The sequence below is a fragment of the Actinomadura luteofluorescens genome (assembly GCF_013409365.1).
GTDB classification, from domain to species: Bacteria; Actinomycetota; Actinomycetes; order Streptosporangiales; family Streptosporangiaceae; genus Spirillospora; species Spirillospora luteofluorescens.
Genome location: NZ_JACCBA010000001.1, coordinates 6,464,792 through 6,481,288, shown reverse-complemented (window position 1 = coordinate 6,481,288; position 16,497 = coordinate 6,464,792). Strand labels below are relative to the sequence as shown.

16 protein-coding genes and 1 tRNA gene are annotated in these 16,497 nt (G+C 70.5%); 12 read left to right on the top strand and 5 right to left on the bottom strand.

Annotated features, from left to right (window positions below):
• Positions 1-170: 170 nt before the first annotated feature.
• The 4 genes from BJY14_RS30235 (at position 171) to BJY14_RS30220 (ending at position 5,419) form a co-directional block, all read left to right on the top strand.
• Positions 171-740: a response regulator transcription factor gene (locus BJY14_RS30235; RefSeq protein ID WP_179846720.1), complete on the top strand. Its 570-nt coding sequence runs from the start codon at positions 171-173 to the stop codon at positions 738-740.
• 84 nt (positions 741-824) lie between these two features.
• Positions 825-897: transfer RNA gene (locus BJY14_RS30230), tRNA-Lys, on the top strand.
• A 468-nt stretch (positions 898-1,365) separates the two neighbouring features.
• The gene (locus tag BJY14_RS30225; RefSeq protein WP_179846719.1) at positions 1,366-3,390 is read left to right on the top strand and encodes a WD40 repeat domain-containing serine/threonine protein kinase; all 2,025 of its coding nucleotides are present in this window, start codon (positions 1,366-1,368) and stop codon (positions 3,388-3,390) included.
• Positions 3,391-3,412: 22 nt separating this feature from the next.
• Positions 3,413-5,419 carry a WD40 repeat domain-containing serine/threonine protein kinase gene (locus BJY14_RS30220; protein WP_246397387.1) on the top strand — a complete coding sequence of 669 codons (2,007 nt, stop codon included), beginning with the start codon at positions 3,413-3,415 and terminating at the stop codon, positions 5,417-5,419.
• Between the two features lie 145 nt (positions 5,420-5,564).
• Here BJY14_RS30220 and BJY14_RS30215 read toward each other — a convergent pair whose 3' ends face one another.
• Positions 5,565-6,032: an ATP-binding protein gene (locus tag BJY14_RS30215; protein ID WP_179846717.1), complete on the bottom strand. Its 468-nt coding sequence runs from the start codon at positions 6,030-6,032 to the stop codon at positions 5,565-5,567.
• Positions 6,033-6,092: 60 nt separating this feature from the next.
• Between BJY14_RS30215 and BJY14_RS30210 the strand changes: the two genes are divergently transcribed.
• Positions 6,093-6,908, top strand: coding sequence for a helix-turn-helix domain-containing protein (locus tag BJY14_RS30210; RefSeq protein WP_179846716.1), 816 nt, complete (start codon positions 6,093-6,095; stop codon positions 6,906-6,908).
• Complete coding sequence (locus BJY14_RS30205; protein WP_179846715.1) at positions 6,905-7,099, top strand: DUF397 domain-containing protein; 195 nt, start codon at positions 6,905-6,907, stop codon at positions 7,097-7,099. Before BJY14_RS30210 ends, BJY14_RS30205 begins: the two co-directional genes overlap by 4 nt.
• 37 nt (positions 7,100-7,136) lie before the next feature.
• Here the strand turns inward: BJY14_RS30205 and BJY14_RS30200 are convergent, their stop codons facing one another.
• Entirely contained in the window at positions 7,137-7,292 is a 156-nt protein-coding gene (locus tag BJY14_RS30200) for a hypothetical protein (RefSeq protein WP_179846714.1), read from the bottom strand.
• Positions 7,293-7,563: 271 nt separating this feature from the next.
• Between BJY14_RS30200 and relB the strand changes: the two genes are divergently transcribed.
• Complete coding sequence (relB, locus tag BJY14_RS30195) at positions 7,564-7,938, top strand: type II toxin-antitoxin system RelB family anti-toxin (RefSeq protein WP_312879474.1); 375 nt, start codon at positions 7,564-7,566, stop codon at positions 7,936-7,938.
• Between the two features lie 30 nt (positions 7,939-7,968).
• Here relB and BJY14_RS30190 read toward each other — a convergent pair whose 3' ends face one another.
• Positions 7,969-9,759 (bottom strand): RecQ family ATP-dependent DNA helicase, encoded by a 1,791-nt coding sequence (locus BJY14_RS30190; RefSeq protein WP_179846713.1) that lies wholly within the window; start codon positions 9,757-9,759, stop codon positions 7,969-7,971.
• Positions 9,760-10,014: 255 nt separating this feature from the next.
• On the opposite strand from BJY14_RS30190, the gene BJY14_RS30185 reads away from it, so the two are divergent.
• Entirely contained in the window at positions 10,015-10,629 is a 615-nt protein-coding gene (locus tag BJY14_RS30185) for a class I SAM-dependent methyltransferase (protein WP_179846712.1), read from the top strand.
• Between the two features lie 7 nt (positions 10,630-10,636).
• Here BJY14_RS30185 and BJY14_RS30180 read toward each other — a convergent pair whose 3' ends face one another.
• Positions 10,637-11,581 (bottom strand): TIGR01777 family oxidoreductase, encoded by a 945-nt coding sequence (locus BJY14_RS30180; RefSeq protein WP_179846711.1) that lies wholly within the window; start codon positions 11,579-11,581, stop codon positions 10,637-10,639.
• A gap of 216 nt (positions 11,582-11,797) precedes the next feature.
• On the opposite strand from BJY14_RS30180, the gene BJY14_RS30175 reads away from it, so the two are divergent.
• From BJY14_RS30175 to BJY14_RS30165, 3 genes are all read left to right on the top strand, one after another.
• A complete protein-coding gene (locus BJY14_RS30175; protein WP_179846710.1) occupies positions 11,798-12,076 on the top strand; it encodes a hypothetical protein in 279 nt (92 codons plus the stop codon).
• A 107-nt stretch (positions 12,077-12,183) separates the two neighbouring features.
• Positions 12,184-13,449, top strand: a complete 1,266-nt coding sequence (locus BJY14_RS30170) for an outer membrane protein assembly factor BamB family protein (RefSeq protein WP_179846709.1) — start codon at positions 12,184-12,186, stop codon at positions 13,447-13,449.
• Between the two features lie 154 nt (positions 13,450-13,603).
• Positions 13,604-14,647, top strand: a complete 1,044-nt coding sequence (locus BJY14_RS30165) for a methyltransferase (RefSeq protein WP_179846708.1) — start codon at positions 13,604-13,606, stop codon at positions 14,645-14,647.
• 40 nt (positions 14,648-14,687) lie between these two features.
• Here the strand turns inward: BJY14_RS30165 and BJY14_RS46770 are convergent, their stop codons facing one another.
• Positions 14,688-15,431: a MerR family transcriptional regulator gene (locus BJY14_RS46770; protein WP_179846707.1), complete on the bottom strand. Its 744-nt coding sequence runs from the start codon at positions 15,429-15,431 to the stop codon at positions 14,688-14,690.
• Positions 15,432-15,758: 327 nt separating this feature from the next.
• Here BJY14_RS46770 and BJY14_RS30155 point away from each other — a divergent pair, with 327 nt between their 5' ends.
• The gene (locus BJY14_RS30155) at positions 15,759-16,478 is read left to right on the top strand and encodes a DUF3159 domain-containing protein (RefSeq protein ID WP_179846706.1); all 720 of its coding nucleotides are present in this window, start codon (positions 15,759-15,761) and stop codon (positions 16,476-16,478) included.
• Positions 16,479-16,497: the final 19 nt, after the last annotated feature.

Here is a 16,497-nt window from a genome sequence, read left to right as displayed (position 1 = left end):
CCCGCAGGGCCGGTCACGGCACTCCGCGGGGCCTGGCAGCCCAAGACGATCAGTCCCTGACGTCGTTCCGGTCTCGATAAGGCGTCCGTCGGCGCCGGTTCATCGACCTTCGAAGATCATGCGGTTATGCTCCGACCCTAGAAATGTCAACGAGACGCCAAGGGCGACGGATGAGTGTCGACGAGACGGCTCCGCTGCGCGTACTCGTGGTGGACGGCGACCCCCGGGGCAGGGCGGACGTGATCTCCGTGCTGGAGGCCAGCGACGAGTTCCAGGTCGTCGCCGACACCTCCGATCCCGCCGCGGCGGCTCCGCTGGCCGAACGACTGCGCCCCGACATCGTCCTGCTGGACGCGGCGGCCGCCGATCACGCGCTGCCGCTCAGCACGTCCTCCCGCGTCTTCGTCCTCGCCCCGGACGACCAGCCCGCCGTCGAGGCCGCCCTCCGCGCCGGCGCCTGCGGCCACCTCGTCCCCGGCGCCTTCACCGCCCACGACCTCGTCCGCGGCGTCCGCCACGCGTCCCGCACCACCCTCGGCCTGTCCGCCCGCGAGGCCGAGGTCATGGACCTCATCGCCACCGGCCGCTCCAACGGCGAGATCGCCCGCCAGCTCTTCCTCAGCGAGAAGACGGTCAAGAACCACGTCAACCGCATCTACGCCAAGCTCGGCGTCGGCTCCCGGGCCACCGCCATCGCCCTCTGGCGGGGCATGATGAGCGTCCTCCCGGGCCGCGAGTAAACCGATTCGCACTGGTCCACAGGGCCTGATACTGTTCTTCCTGTCGCGAGGGACCCCGGCCCACCGCCGAGGCCCGTACGACAGGCGCCGTTAGCTCAATTGGCAGAGCAGCGGACTCTTAATCCGCGGGTTCGGGGTTCAAGTCCCTGACGGCGCACCCGCTACCACCAGCGACGATGTCCCTTCCGGATGTCGTCGCTGCTTTCGTGTGGGGCCGAATTGAGGCCGACCCGCGCCCGCCACCGTGCGCGCGTTCAAGGCGAGATCGTTTCGGCCCTTTGAGGGCGTCCGGTGCCCGGAACGCGCGCGTGCGCCATCGCAACGTGGACCCATTTCGATCACCGCGCCGCATGGCGCTCGGTTGCCCTTTCCGACATCGCAGGATCAGCGTCAGGGAGCCGAAAGCGCTCCTTTCGTCCGCGTCGTTCAGAGTCCCCCGGGCGGCGTTCGCGGCGCCCCGGAACGCCCCTCGTGCAGCCAGACCGACCGTTGGAGGTCGGGGTAGCGCTAGCCGGTCCCCTCCGCGCGCGGCGAGCGGAAGGTGGCGGGGTGGTGACGGATGGCTGCGGACGCCTCCGCGCTGATCAATCAGACGCTATTGTCTGTTTGACAGAGGAGGTGTGCCGTGAGACCCCTGGAGGCGTCCGATCCCCGCCAGATCGGGCATTACCGAATGCTCGCCCAACTCGGCCGCGGAGGCATGGGACGGGTACTGCTCGGCAGCGGGCCGGACGGCCGGCTGGCCGCGGTCAAGCTCGTCGACGAGCAGTTCGTGCACGACGACGGGTTCCGCGGGCGGTTCCGCCGCGAGGTCCGCGCCTCCCGCAAGGTCGCCGGGGCCTATACCGCGGCGGTGATCGACGCCGATGCCGAGGCGGCCGAACCGTGGCTGGCCTCGGTGTACGTTCCGGGCCCGTCGCTGCACGAGGTCGTCGCCGCGTCCGGTCCGCTGGCGGCCGGGCCGGCGCTCCGGCTGGCGGCCGGCCTCGCCGCCGCGCTGACCGAGGTGCACCGCGCCGGGCTGGTGCACCGCGACCTGAAGCCGTCCAACGTGCTGCTCACCGAGGACGGCCTGCGCGTGATCGACTTCGGTATCGCGCGGGCAGCCGAGGGCGAGGACGGCACCCAGCTCACCCGGACCGGCGCCCTGGTCGGCACGCCCGGCTTCATGTCCCCGGAGCAGGCCCTGGGGCGGGACCTGACCACCGCCAGCGACGTCTTCTCGCTGGGCGCGACGCTGGTGTACGCCTGCACCGGCAGCGGCCCGTTCCACGCGCGGAGCACCCCGCAGACCCTGCAGAACGTGATCCACGCCCAGCCCGTGCTGGGCGACCTGCCGGAGCCGATCCGCACGATCGTCCCCGCCTGCCTGGCCAAGGATCCGGCCGCACGGCCGTCGCCCGCCGATCTGCTGCGGTGGATCGGCGAGGTCCCGCCGTCCGCCCGGCCCTGGCCCGACCCGGTGCACGACACCATCGCGCGGCAGGGCGCCGAGGTCGCCCGGCTGCTCCAGGCCCCGCAGGCCCCGGCGCCGCACGTCCAGCCCGCGGCGATGCCCACGCCCACGGCCGTCGCGCCGGCGCCGGACAGGAGGCGGTTCCTGCTGATGGCGGGCGGCGGTGCCCTCGGCCTCGCCGCGCTCGGCGGCGCCGCCGCCTGGGCACTGCGCGGTGACGGCGAACCGGCATCCGGGCAGAAGAACGTGTCCGGCGGGAGCGGCGGTAAGGACGCGAAGCCGGTGGCCGTCCTGGAAGGCCATGCCGGTTCCGTGCACCACGCGGAGTTCACCCGCGCGGGCGATCTCCTGGTCACCGCCGGGGAGGACGGCACCGTACGGCTGTGGGACGCGAAGGCCCGGCGGCCGTCCGGCCAGCCGCTCAAGATCGCCCCCAAGTCGGCCCTCAAGGCCAGGTTCGACAGGGCGGGGCGGCTGCTGCTCACCGCCAGCATGGACGGCGGCGTCAAGGTGTGGGACGTGCGGACCCGCCGGCAGGTCGGCGCGACCCTCGGCATCCCCATGTTCGACTTCTCCGACGACCCGGCCCCGGTGAGCGACGTGGCGTTCAGTCCAGCCGGGGACCGGCTGGCGGCCATCGGCTCCCATCTGAAGGTGTGGGACACCGAGTCCCGCAAGGAGGTGAGCGGGCTCACCTTCGACAAGGCGAACATCATGTCGTTCATCGCGTTCAGCGGGGACGGGCGGCTGCTGGCCTTCACCCAGCGAGATCTGGTGCAGGTGATGGACGTGAGTTCCCGCAAGGTGGTCGGGCAGCCCATGCGCGGGCACAGCGTCCAGATCACGGAGGCGGTGATGAGCCCGGACGGCCGGACGCTGGCGACCGGGGGCGCCGACACGACCGTGCGGCTGTGGGACGTCCAGCGTTCGGCCCCGCTCGGTGAGATCGTCCCCGCGAGCGACCACGCCCCGCAGGGCCTCGCGTTCAGCGGGGACGGACGGCTGCTGGCCACCGTCGGCAACGACACCACCGCGCGGCTGTGGGACGTGGCCGGGCGCAAGGAGGTCGGGAAGCCGATCAGCCTCCCGGGCAAGGCCTCCGCCGTGGCGTTCAGCCCGGACGGGAAGACCCTCGCCGTCGGAGGCGGCGAGCAGGTGTTGCTCTACGACGTCGCCGGCCGCACCCGCGCCTGAACCCTCGGTGGGCAACGTGACCATGCGACCGCTCGCCGCGTCCGACCCGCAGCGGGTCGGGCACTACCGGATGCTCGGCGAGCTCGGCCGCGGCGGGATGGGCCGGGTGCTGCTGGGGTCCGCGCCGGACGGGCGGCCGGTCGCGGTGAAGCTCATGCACGCCCGGCTGGCCGGCACCCCCGGCTTCCGGGAGCGGTTCCGCGCCGAGGTGGCGGCCACCCGCAGCGTGTCCGGCGCTTACACGGCCGCCGTCCTCGACGCGGACGCCGACGCGCCGACACCCTGGCTGGCCTCGGTGTACGTGCCGGGGCCGTCGCTGCGGGACGCGGTCCGGGCGGCCGGGCCGCTGCCCGAGCCGGCGGTGCTGCGGCTGGCGGCCGGGCTCTGCGCCGCGCTCGTGGAGATCCACCGGGCCGGGCTGGTGCACCGCGACCTCAAACCGTCCAACGTGCTGCTGGCCGCCGACGCCCCGAAAGTGATCGACTTCGGGGTCGCGCGGGCGGCCGAGAGCGAGGGCGACGGGCCGACCGGCGTCCTGGCCGGAACGCCCGGATACATGTCGCCGGAACAGGCCGAGGAGGGGTCGGCGACCGCGTCCGGCGACGTCTTCTCCCTGGGGTCGGTGCTGGTGTACGCCTGCACCGGCCGCGGCCCCTTCGACGGGCCCGGCCCGGCGCAGGCGCTCTACAACGTCGTGCACGCCGAACCCGACCTGTCCGGCGTACCGCACCGGCTCCGCCCGGCCGTCGCGGCATGCCTGGACAAGGACCCGGCCAGGCGACCGACCCCCGCCCGGCTGGCGGCGATGGTCGGCGGGATCGCCCCGGCCGCGCAGCCATGGCCGCCCGCGGTGCAGCGGATGATCGAGGAGCGGCGCGCCTGGATCGGCTGGGTGCCCGGCCCGGAGCCCGCGCCGACGCTGGTCTACACGCGCCGCCCCCACTCCGGCCCGTTCAGCGTCCTCGGCTCCCCGCGCGGCGTGCTGGCGGCGTGCGCGGCGGTGGTCACAACCCTGGTGGTGGCGGCCCTCGTGGTGACGGCCCTGGTGGTGGCGCCGTGGTCGGAATCGGCTGCCCACAGCGACCCCGCAGCGCACCGGTCTACAGCCCCGCTGCCGAGCCGCTCGCTGCGCGGGCACACCGCGTCCGTGCGCGACCTGGCGTTCACCCCGGACGGCCGGACGCTGGCCAGTGCCGGCGACGACTCAACGGCACGGCTCTGGAACGTCGCGGACGGAAAGCAGCGCCGCGCGCCCCTCGACCACCCCGACGGCGTCAACGCGCTGGCGATCAGCCACGGCGGCAGCACCCTGTACACCGCGGGCGACGACGGCAGCCTCCGCCTCTTCCCAGTGTCGGGCAAGGGCGAGCCGACCGACCTCGACATCGATCTCGGACCCCTGACGTCCCTGGCCCTGAGCCCGGACGACCGCGTCCTGGCGACCAGCAACACCGACCAGTCCGTGCGGCTGTGGGACCTCGACGACGGGAAGGTGGGCCCGCTCCTGGAAACCGGCGCCGGCAACGTGCAGGCCCTGGCGTTCGCCCCCGACAGCCGGACGCTGGCCATCGGCACGACCGGCACCGAGGAGGATCCCGGCACCGGAAACACCCGCGGTGTGGCGCAAACGTGGGAGGTGTACGACCGCAAGAAGCTCAGCGGGAACCTGTCCGGTCACGACTCCTGGATCGAGGACGTGGCGTTCAGCCCCGACGGGCAGACGCTCGCGACGGCGGGCGGAAAGATCGTCCGCCTGTGGGACGTGGCCCGAAGCTTGCAGAAGGGCACTCCGTTCCAGTGCGACGGCCGCTGCCACACGGCGGTGTTCAGCCCGGACGGCCGCACCCTCGCAACCGGAGACTCGGAGGGGACCACAAGGCTCTGGGACGTGACCAGCCACCGACAACGCGGCCCGACGCTCACGGGCAAAGACGGCGCCGTCCTCACCGTACGCTTCAGCCCAGACGGCCACACCCTCGCCACCGGCACCCAAAACGGCACCATCCACCTGTGGAAGGTCCCCGTCTAGGTAGGGAGTCGACCTTCCTACCGGTCGTCGCCGATGCGGCCCCGAGCCGAAAGCTCGCCAACACGCCTGATGTGCCGCGGCGTGCCGTCGTCACGACCTCTATGACATCGGGCACGCCGCGCACAGTTGATCTTCGGCGGGATGGTCACGGTTGGATGCGTGCCCAGACCCACTTCCCGCCGGCCGGGTCACCAGTAACGCCGCACGTACTCGACAGCGCCTGGACGATCTGGAGGCCCCAGCCGCCGTTGTCGTCGAACGCCTCCTCGGTGAGGTCCAGGTCTTCGAGGGTGAGTTCCTTCATCGGCTTGGCCTGAGGGAGGGCGAAGTCCGCGTCCCAGACGGCGATGACGACGCCGTGCGCGTCCCGGCTGACCTGGAGGCGGATCTCCTCGTGCGGCGTCTGGCGCGCCGCGTTGGCAACGAGCTCCGAGACGACGAGAAGCACGCTGTCGAGAATGTGGGAATAGTTCCAGTTACGGATTCGCGCGTCCACAAGCGTACGCGCCAGCCCCACTGCGGACGGTGTTCCCATAAGGGGCATAAGCAGATCACCGGTCGCCGTCATCACCATCGCCCGATCCTTGCCCCGGTTTTCGAGTTCATGCAGCAAGGGTCACTGGCACGCTCTAACTTTGCCTGTATCCAGAGGAACCGAAAACAGGGAGTAGCAATGGTGATCGTCCGTGACCCGCTCGACCCAAAGATCTCTATGTGGCACTTCCTTGCCTACTACCTCCGTTTCACAAGGGAGAAGGAAGGGCTGTCACTCACCCAGTGGGGCAAGATCATTGGGATGGCGCGATCAAGTGTTTCGAACATCGAAGCCGGGCGAGCGAAGCTGCAGGTCGACTACGCCAGGCGGCTCGACGTCAAGTTCGAAACCGGCGGGCTGTTCGAGTTGTTGCTCTGGTATGCCCGAATGGCCCACGATCCGAACTGGTTCAAGCAGTACAGCCAGCACGAGAGACAAGCAGCCGAGATCAAGGTCTTCCACGGCCAACTGATCCCGTTGCTTTTCCAAACCGACGACTACACGCGCAGGTACGGTCGGCTGAGCACGGCGAAAGATCGTGAAGCAGTGCTCGCCGCACGGATCGCTCGGAAGCGAGCCACTCTGGAGCGGGACGATCCGCCCTATATCTGGGCTCTCTTGGACGAGGCCGTTCTCGCTCGCCGAGTAGGGGGCGCCGAGGTCATGAAGCCACAGCTCGAACATCTCCTCGAAATGAGCGAACGCTGGAACGTGATCCTTCGCATCGTTCCGTTCTCAGCAGGGGAACATGAGGGGTCAGACGGGTTCTTCCAGCTCATCGGCCTCCACGACCGAGACATCGCCTACGCGGGAGCCCATGGAGGCGGACGCTTGATCGAGATGCCCGACGAGATCAAGAATTTTATTGATAGTTTCGAACGTATCGGCGCAAAGGCAGACTCTCAGGACGCCTCGCGCAAGCTGATCAAGAAATACTTGGAGCACTACACATGACGATTCAGTGGCGCAAGAGTTCCCACAGTGGCTCAGCGAACGATGACGTCTGCGTTGAGCTGGGACGACTCGCACCAGGTACCGGGATCGGAGTCCGGGACAGCAAGAACCCGAACGCAGGCCACCTCACCATCTCCCTCACCGAGTTCACCCGCCTGATCGAGCAGATCAAGCAGGAACCGACCCGCTGACCGTCCCCTCGTCCAACTCGCTCTCCACACACCGATTTCAGTCATCCGCGCCCCGTACGGTGAGTGCCTTGTCGTGCACGACGAAGGAGCGCACCATGTCCTGGTCGATGATCGCTTGCGGGCGGCGGGGGCCGTCGAAGGCGGCCGCGTAGAGGCGGAACCGGCCGGTGTTGCCGATCTTCAGTGCACGCAACGTCCAGGGTCCGTCCGGACCGGCTTCAGCGTGGGGCGGCACGACCAGGTTGAAGGACGCTGGACGCCTCTCGCTCCTGCCCGTACCGGGTGTGCGCTGCGGTGTAGGAGGCCAATCGCAGTTCGGTGCGCGAAGGCAGCTCAAGGCTGGGCTTGCTTTCCAGCCTCAAAGATTGCTGCCTCTGTGCCGCCAGGACCGCGAGCCACGACCGGGTGCTCTCACCGATGCGGGGCTCGTCAGCGACCCGCCTCAACCATCGCCGGAGCCGGTGGTGAAGTGCAGGGCCTGCGCGGTCCAGCCACTCTTCGACCAGCCGGCGAAACGCCTCTTCCTGGAACAAGAACTACACGCGGCTGGCGTCTCACCCTCCGAGGTCGAGGCCGGATCACGCAGGCTCCTGGCCGAAACACGCGGACACCAGCTCGCCGAAGCCCGCAAGCACGCCGGCCTCGGACAGAAAGACCTTGCCGCCAGCATGGGCGTGAGTGTCGCCCGGATCTCCCAGATCGAACATGGTGAGGTCATCTCCATCGATGTCATTGCACGCTACGTCGAGGCACTGGGAGGGCACCTTGACCTGGTGGCCGACTTCGGCGACCGCACCATGAGGCTCCCCGTCACCGACCGACCCAGCAACGCCGCCTGACGCCGCACCGTAACCACCGCTGCAGCTGCGTTAGGGCACGCCGGTGGTGGATTTCTTGCTCCCCGCGGCGGCCTTGTCTCGGCGTGTTCGGGGTGTGCGTCGGCGTCCGCGTCGCGCTGGCGGGCGGGATGAGTCGGGCCCGAGGGTTAGGAGGTTGTCGTCGCGCTGGATCGCCTCTAGGGACAGCGTGCGGTAGCCGGCGTCCTTGAAGAGGACGGTTATGCGGTCGGGTTCCAGTCGCATGACCGTTCCGGGTCCCCACGTGGCGTGCTGCACCTCGGCGTGTAGGGGGAACGGGGCGTCGTCGGCATGGTCCGGGGATGCGGCCGGCTCGTCGGCGCGGGCCGGTTCGGTGGTGGTTTCGGTTTGGCAGGCGTCGCAGTGGCCGCATGAGCCTGGGTGGGGCTCGCCCAGGTATTCCAGTAGGAAACGGCGGCGGCAGTCCGTTGTCTCCGCGTAGGCGCGCATCATGTCGATGCGTGAGTCGTCGACGCGGCGGCGGTTCTCGTCGAGTTCCACTGCACGTGCCACGGCATCTTCAGGCGGCGGACCCTCCTGGACGTAGCGGAGGTTTCCGCGGCCTGTCGTCTCTACGGCTCCGGTCTGTTCCAGCAGGTTCACCAAGCTGGTGAGCTTGGATGCGCCGACGCCCAGGGTGGTACGCATCTCGCTTGCCCGGACGGTGCCACCGTGTGTCTGGAGGAGCGTCGCGGTCTGGAGAAGCTTCTCTTCGTCGGGCTTACCCGCGGCGAAGAAGCGGCGCAGGCCAAGGTCCTGCGACCGGTAGTAGAGGACGGCCGTCGCGGGCTCCCCGTCCCGTCCGGCACGGCCGATCTCCTGGTAGTACGACTCCGGAGACTCCGGCGGAGCGGAGTGCAGCACGTAGCGGACGTTGGGCTTGTCGATCCCCATGCCGAACGCCGAGGTGGCCACCACGACGTCGAGTTCGTCGCTTTGGAACGCCTCGTGCACCCGGTGACGGTCCGCCGCCTTCATCCCGGCGTGGTAGGAAGCGGCACGCAGGCCTGCCGCGGCCAGCTCCTCGCCGTATGACTCGGCGTCACGCCGGGTGGCGACGTAGACGAGGCCCAGCCCCTTCCGTCCGGCGGCGTCCTCGACCAGCGCCCGCCTCTTGTCCGCCTCCTCGTGGAACCGCCTTACCTCCAGGGAGAGGTTGGGCCGGTCGAAACCGCGGACGATCTGCTGCGCCTCGCCCAGCCCGAGCGTCGCGAGGATGTCGCCGCGTACCGGCGGCGAGGCGGTCGCGGTCAGCGCGATCACCGGGGGGTGCCCGAGTTGCTCGATCACCCGGCCGAGCCGCTGGTAGTCCGGGCGGAAGTCGTGGCCCCACGAGGAGACGCAGTGCGCCTCGTCCACGGCGATCAGGGACGGGCGGACGGCGGCGAGCCGCTCCACGACCGACGGCTTGGCCAGCTGCTCGGGCGAGAGGAAGATGTACTCCGCCCGGCCCGCCCGGATCTGGTCCATGGCGTCCTCGCTCGCCCCGTCGGACTGGGCGGAGTTGACCATCACGGCTCCGCCCGCGTCGCGGCCGGTGAGCGCGACCATCTGATCCCGCTGCAGGGCGATCAGGGGCGAGATCACCACGGTCGGCCCGGGAAGCAGCTGGGCGGGGACCTGGTAGACGGCGGACTTGCCGCCGCCGGTCGGCATGACCAGCAGGACGTCGCGGCCCCGCAGCAGGTGCTCCATCGCCTCGCCCTGGCCCGGCCGCAGGTCCGGCCAGCCGAAGACCTCCCTGGCCACCCGGCGCAACCGGCGGCGCCTGCCCATCCGGCCCCAGACGACCCGCATGCCCATTCAGTCCTCCTCGCGCAGTGTCCCCGCCGCCGAGTTCGAGAACCGGCCGTCCTCCCTCGGCGGAGGCGACGAAACACGCAGAGATCTTTCTCAGAAGCGCCCGCGGAAACGTCCGGCGGCATTGCGCTGCGATAACGCCCGCCGGCGGGAGGCCGCCGGCTCCGCCGCGGTCGGGATCGGCGGCGTCGCGGTGGATCGGAGCGTCGGATGTGCTCGGCTACCCTGGCGTACCCGGCCACTGCGAAGGAGGTGCCGATGAGCCGCTGGGCCGATCTGACCGGTGGGACTTCCGGGGCGGACTATGCCGCCCGGTTCGCCGACCTCGCCGCCACCGGGGCGGACGTGCACGGCGAGGCGCGGCTGTGCGCGTCGCTGGTTCCCCCGGGTTCGCGAGTGCTGGACGCCGGCACCGGTACCGGAAGGGTCGCGATCCGGCTCGGCGAACTCGGCTACACCTGCGTCGGAGTGGACCTGGACGCCTCCATGCTGGCCGAGGCCCGCCGGGCGGCCCCCGAGATGACCTGGATCAGGGCCGATCTGGCCGCCTTCGAACTGCCGGACGCCGATCCCTTCGATCTCGTCGTGGCCGCGGGCAACGTCATCCCCCTGCTGGCGCAGGGCACCGAGCCCGCGGCGATCCGGGCACTGGCCGAGCTCCTGCGTCCAGGCGGCCTTCTCGTCGCGGGGTTCGGCCTGGACGCCGCTCACCTTCCGGTGCCGCCGAGCGTGGATCTGGCGAGCTACGACGCCTGGTGCGCGGCCGCCGGACTGAGCCTCCACCGGCGCTTCGCCACCTGGGACGGTGACGACTACCGCGGCGGCGGCTACGCCGTCAGTGTCCACCGCCGGGGCTCCCCCGCGGACGGGTGAGCCACCGCTAGCGGGAGGTGCGGACGCGGTGGACGAGGTCTTCGGCGGCCACCTGCCAGCGGGGGTGGTGGAAGGTGAAGCCTTCTTCGAGAAGGCGGCCGGGGACTACGCGGCGGCTTTTCAGTAGTAGTTCGGTGTCTGAGCGCAGTGCGAGGGCACCGAGTTCGGCCATCCATTTCGTCGCGGGCAGGCCTACTGGGACGCCCCACGCGGCGCGCAGTTCCCGCATCAAGGTGCGTTGCGGCACGGGGGCCGGGGCCGCGAGATTTACTGGGCCGACGATGTCGTCCCTTGCTATCAGGAACTCCACCGCCCGGACGAAGTCCTGGTCGTGGATCCAGGACACGTACTGCCCGCCGCCCGCGACCGGGCCGCCGAGGCCGAGGCGGGACAGCCAGAGCAGGTAGTCGAAGACCCCGCCGCGATCGGGGCTCATCACCATGGCGGAGCGCAGGGCGACCTTGCGGGTGGACGGGGTCTCGGCTCGCTGCTGCGCCCGCTCCCAGTCCTTGGCGATCTTCACGCTGTAGGCCCAGTAGCCGGGAACCCCGGGCTCGTTGCCGCCGATGATGCCGGTCGCCTCGTCGTTGGGGGCGTCGTAGCGGTGGGCGTAGATGGTGGCCGTGCTCATCTGGAGCCAGACGGCGGGAGGCTTCGCGGCGCCGGCGATCGCCGCGCCGACGGCCTCGGTGGAGCGCACCCGCGAGTCCATCATGTCCTGCAGATTGGCGGGCGTGTACCGGCAGCTCACGCTGCGTCCGGCGAGGTTGATCACCACGTCGCTGCCGTCGATCGCCTCGGTCCAGGGGCCCGGCGTCTCGCCGTCCCAGCCGATCTCGTGCTCGCTCGCCGGGCGCCTGGTCAGGACGACCACGTCATGGCCGGCGGCGGTCAGCGCGCGGTTCAGGATCGGGCCTATCTGCCCGGTACCCCCAGGTATCACGATCTTCATTGCGGCTCCCCGTCTCGTACGACGAGCCTAGCGCGAATATTTGAACGCGTTCAACAGGCCGGACGTGGTCACGGGCGCACCATGTGAGCGTCTTGACACCTGGCGCGAGAGCTGTGGATCCTCGCCACGGGAGTCGGGTGCCCCGCGCACCCCTCACCAGGCCGCCGTGACGGCGGTCGATCCATGTGCGCACCCTCGCGTCAGGAGGAACGGATCATGGCCGTGACGAGCGCACTCATCGGCAGTTCACCGGGGCAGACGTTCGCCGCCAAGCTCAGGACCGCCTCGCTACGAGCACTGCGCACCCTGTTGCAGGGGCTCGCGAGCGCGTTCCCGAGCGCCGGCGCCGGCACCGTCGTCCTTTCCACCGGGTATTGGCAGACCTTCGGCTACGCCTGCCTGGCGGCGCTCATCACAGCGGTCGTCTCCTTCCTGCACAACGCCGCGAGCATCCTCCCGGAGGACCCGACTCAGACCGGCTCCCAGAGCGGTTGACCTTTGGCGGGTGAGCACCTCGGCGTGATCCGGCTCGACGAGGATGCGCGCCGGCATTTCCCGAGGCCCGATGGCGGTCGAGGGGCGAAGGCCGGAATGATGTCGGGATGATTCGCTCCCGGCTCGGTTTGGGAACTGCCGCCCTCGTGCTCCTGGTGTCCACGGCGGGGGCCTCCTGCTCCGACACCTCGCTGAAGCCTCCGACCCGCGAGGGGCCGCGCGCGGCCTGGTCGCTGTCCGTGCCGAGCGGTGAGAACACCACGGCGATCGCCGGGCGGGTCGCGGTGATCGCCAACGACCGGGCGGTCCTCGGCGTCGACCCCGGGTCCGGGCGGGAGTTGTGGCGGGTGCCCTCCGGGGAGGACGACGAGGTCGACGTGGCCGGCGACCTGATCGTCCACCGGCGGAAGGCCGCCGGGGCCGACGCGGTCCGGTTCAGCGTCATCGAAGCGGCGAACGGCCGGACGCTCTGGCAGGACGGTCCGGCCATGAGGGTGCAGGTCACGCAGGACGCCGTCCTCACCACGGTCTGCGGCGAGGGCACCGACTGCGAGATCACGCGGAGGGATCTGCGCACCGGGAAGGTCCGCTGGAAGCTCGGGAGCGACGGCGTGCGGTTGGCGAACACCGCGGTCGGGGTGCGTCCGCCGGCCGTCCCGGAGACCGGGCGGATCTACGTTTCCCGCCGCGGCGACGACCGGCCCGTGCCGCAGGCCTCCGGCGGGAGCGGCTGGTACTCGGTCGTGGCCGGGCGGACGCTGATCAGCACCGACCACGATCCTCCGTCCGGCGACGAGAACTGCACGGTCACCGTCTCCGCGACCGAGGCGTTGACCGGTCATCGCGAATGGACCCGGAAGGTCTACGCGGGACGCGAGGCCGGCGGCGAGTGCGAGAAGCGGCTCGCCCCGTCCAGCACCGGCCTCGACCTGATCGGCGACGGCCGCCGGATCGCCGCGTCCACCGACACCGGCAGGCCGCAGGTCTTCGATCTCGTCAAGGGTCGGACGGTCTGGCGCGGCGACGTCCCGGGCGTCCCGATCGACGGTGACGGGCACACGCTCCTGGTCAGGGATCACGCGGACACCGGCGCCCTTTCACTGCTGGACTTCGGCACCGGCCGCGTCCTGTGGAAGGCGCCCGATCCCGGCCTGCCGGGGACGTCCGCGAGCTGGGAGACCGCCGTCACACAGCGGCGCGTCGCCGTCAGCGGAGCCGAAGGCGACCACCCGTTCGTCCTCGTCTACGACGCGTCCACGGGACGTCGCCTCGGCCGCTTCCCGGGTTGGCTGCAGGGGCTCGGGAACGACTGGGTCGCGATAGGCCACGACGCCAAGACGAACACGCTCACCTACGACTTCATCCGCGTCTGACCGATCTTCCGTGCTCTGCCTTTGGCCGAGGGGCGTTCCGAACACGGATTTGACCATGCCGTAACGGCATGGTCTTCACTTTGGGACGCGTATTCGCCACGCGCCTTGCCAGGCGCGGGCGAGAAGTGCACCAGAGGATGCGAAAGAAGGAGTCATGGAGAAAGCGGCGAAGGACGAAGCGACCGGCATCGGGGAAACTCCAGAGGCCCCTCCCTCCGCGCAGATGATCCAACTCCTCGGCGGATTCCAGTTCTCCCAGGCCCTTTATGTGATCGCCAAGCTGGATGTCGCCTCCCGGCTCGACGGCGGAGCCATGGCGATCGACGAACTCGCCGCGGCGTGCGGGGCGCGGCCCGAGTTGCTGCGGCGGCTCATCCGGAGCCTCGCCCCCCTCGGGGTCTTCCACCGGCCGGACGAGGACACGGTGGAGACGACACCCCTCGGCGCCACTCTCTCCACTCGCCGTCCCGACTCGGTCAGGGACATCGCCCTCTACTACATGGAGACGCACTACCTGCCCTTCAGCGAGCTCCTGCACACCGCCCGGACGGGTGAGCCCGCCGCTCGGCGCTACCTCGGGCGCCCGTTCTTCGACTGGGTCGTCGCCACACCCGGAATGGCCGGCCTGCAGAGTCGTGCGATGGCCGGGTTCACTGGCGGGCTGCGCGACCGGATGTTCGACGGCTACCGGCTGCCCGAGGGCGAAGTCGTCGCCGACATCGGCGGGGCCGACGGCACCATCCTGGCCCGCCTGCTGGCGGGCGAGCCCGCGCGCCGGGGCATCCTCTTCGACCTGCCCGAGATCGTCCCGGGCGCCCGCAAGAAGATCGACGATCTCGGGATGGCCGACCGTGTCGAGGTCGTACCCGGCGACTTCTTCGATTCGGTACCGGCGGCCGACGTCTACGTGCTGGCCGCGGTCCTGCACGACTGGGACGACGACTCCTGCCTCCGCATCCTGCGGTCCGTCCGGAGCGCCGCGGCGCCCGGCGCCCGGATCGTCGTGATCGAAGGCGTGGTGCCGCCCGGGGACGTGCCGCATCCCACCAAGATGATCGACCTGACCATGCTCGCCCTCACCACCGGCAAGGAGCGCAGCGCCACCGAGTACGCCGAACTCTTCGCCGCCGCCGGGTTCACCCTCGACCGGATCGTCCCCACATCGCAGTACTCCTTCATCGAGGCCCGCCTGACCTGACCGCGGGGCGTCGAGATCTCCCCCTGGGTGCCGGGGGCATTCAGGGGGAGCCGGTCTCCCCCTGCTCGGCGAGCAGGGCCTGGGTGCGGTACAGGACGTCCATCTGGGCGGGGTTGTAGAGGTCTTCCAGGGCGGTGGTGACGGCCTGGGAGGCGAATCCGGCGCCGCGGGGCGCGTCGGAGGTCATGGTGTCCAGGCCCGGGTGCTCGGCGTACAGGCCGCTGACGTAGGGGGCCATTCGTTCGGCCACGGCGGCGCGGGTCGCCTCGTCGGCGTCGGCGGGCAGCTGCTCGAACTCGGCGGCGACGGGGTCGGTGGACGGGGACCGAAGCATGTCCCCGTAGGCACGCATCCCCTCCGGTCCGAGGACGCGGGTCATCACGACGACGAACGAGCGGTCGGAGTCGGGCATCTCGGTCTCGGCGGCCGCCGGTGCGATGTCGGACGGCAGGTCGGTCGGTGCGGACTGGCGCAGGATCACGCCCAGTTCGACGCGGGCGCGCTGGAGACGTTCGATGGTGGCGGCCAACTCGGCGTCCAGAGTGCGCAGGGCCTCTTCCGGGTGGTCGTCGCCGTCGCCCATGGCGGCGATCTGCTGCAGGGAGAAGCCTAGGTCGGTAAGGCGCTTGATGCGCACCAGGCGGACGAGGTGGGCGACGCCGTACTGCTTGTAGCCGTTGGCGCGCCGTTCGGGCTCGTCGAGCAGACCGACCTCGTGGTAGTGCCGCACCGCCCGCAGGCTGGTGCCGGCGAGTTCGGCGAGCTCTCGGGTGCTCCACGCCATGAACGGTCCCTCGATCGACGGCCGCCGGCGCGGCCGCGCCGACGGAGTCCATTCCAGACCATGCCGCCACGGCATGGTCAAGTTGGGCCGGCCCGGCGAGGGCTCGCGCCCCCGCCCCGACGTGGCGCAGCTCACAGGGACCGCCCCTTGAGCATGCCGTGGCGGCACGGTTTTCCATGGACTCTGTTCGCGAGATCGATGACAAAAGGAATGCATGAGGATTCGGAACTTCCTGATCTCGCGGTCTCCTCGCCCCAGTAATGGGGCAGATGATCACGAAATCGCGGCGGCTCCGACCGTTCCCGCACACGACACTGGGAGGAAATGATGACCACGACCGACCAGAATCGCGTCCATCACCGCACCAACCGGTCCCCGGCCGGGGCCACGAATATGAGCCAGGCGTTGCTCGACGGGGTGGGCGGCCCCATTGGAATGGTCTGCTCGACGCTGCCCGTAGTGGCCTTCGTGACGGCCGACGCCTTCTTCGAACTGCCGGTCGCGATCGGCATCGCGTTCGCCGCGGCCGTGGCGCTCACGGTGTGGCGGATGCGGCGCGGGGAGCAGTTCATGTCCGCGGCGGGCGGGCTGTTCGGCGTCGCGGCGGCGGGGGGCGTCGCGGCCTGGACGGGGTCGGCGAGCGGCTTCTTCCTGATCGGGATCTGGGCGGCGCTGGCCGGGGCCGTGGTCACCTCCGCCTCTCTGCTGGTGCGCCGGCCGCTGACCGGGGTCGTCTGGAACGCCTTCCACGGTGGGGGCCACGCGTGGCGGCGGGACCGGTCCACCCTGCTGGCGCACGATGTCGCCACGCTGGCGGTGACGGCCGTGTTCTCCGCCCGGTTCGCGGTCAGCCAGATGCTCTTCAACGCCGACGCCACGGGGTGGCTGGCCTTCACCAAGATCACGATGGGGACCCCGCTGACGGTGCTGGCCGGCCTGGTGGTCATCTGGGCGTTCCGCCGCTCGACCAAGCGGCTGGCCGAGCCCGGCGAAGACCGAGCCGCCCGGGACCAGGCCACCCGGGACCAGGCCACCCGGCCCGCCTGAGTCCGACCGGCTCGGGTCT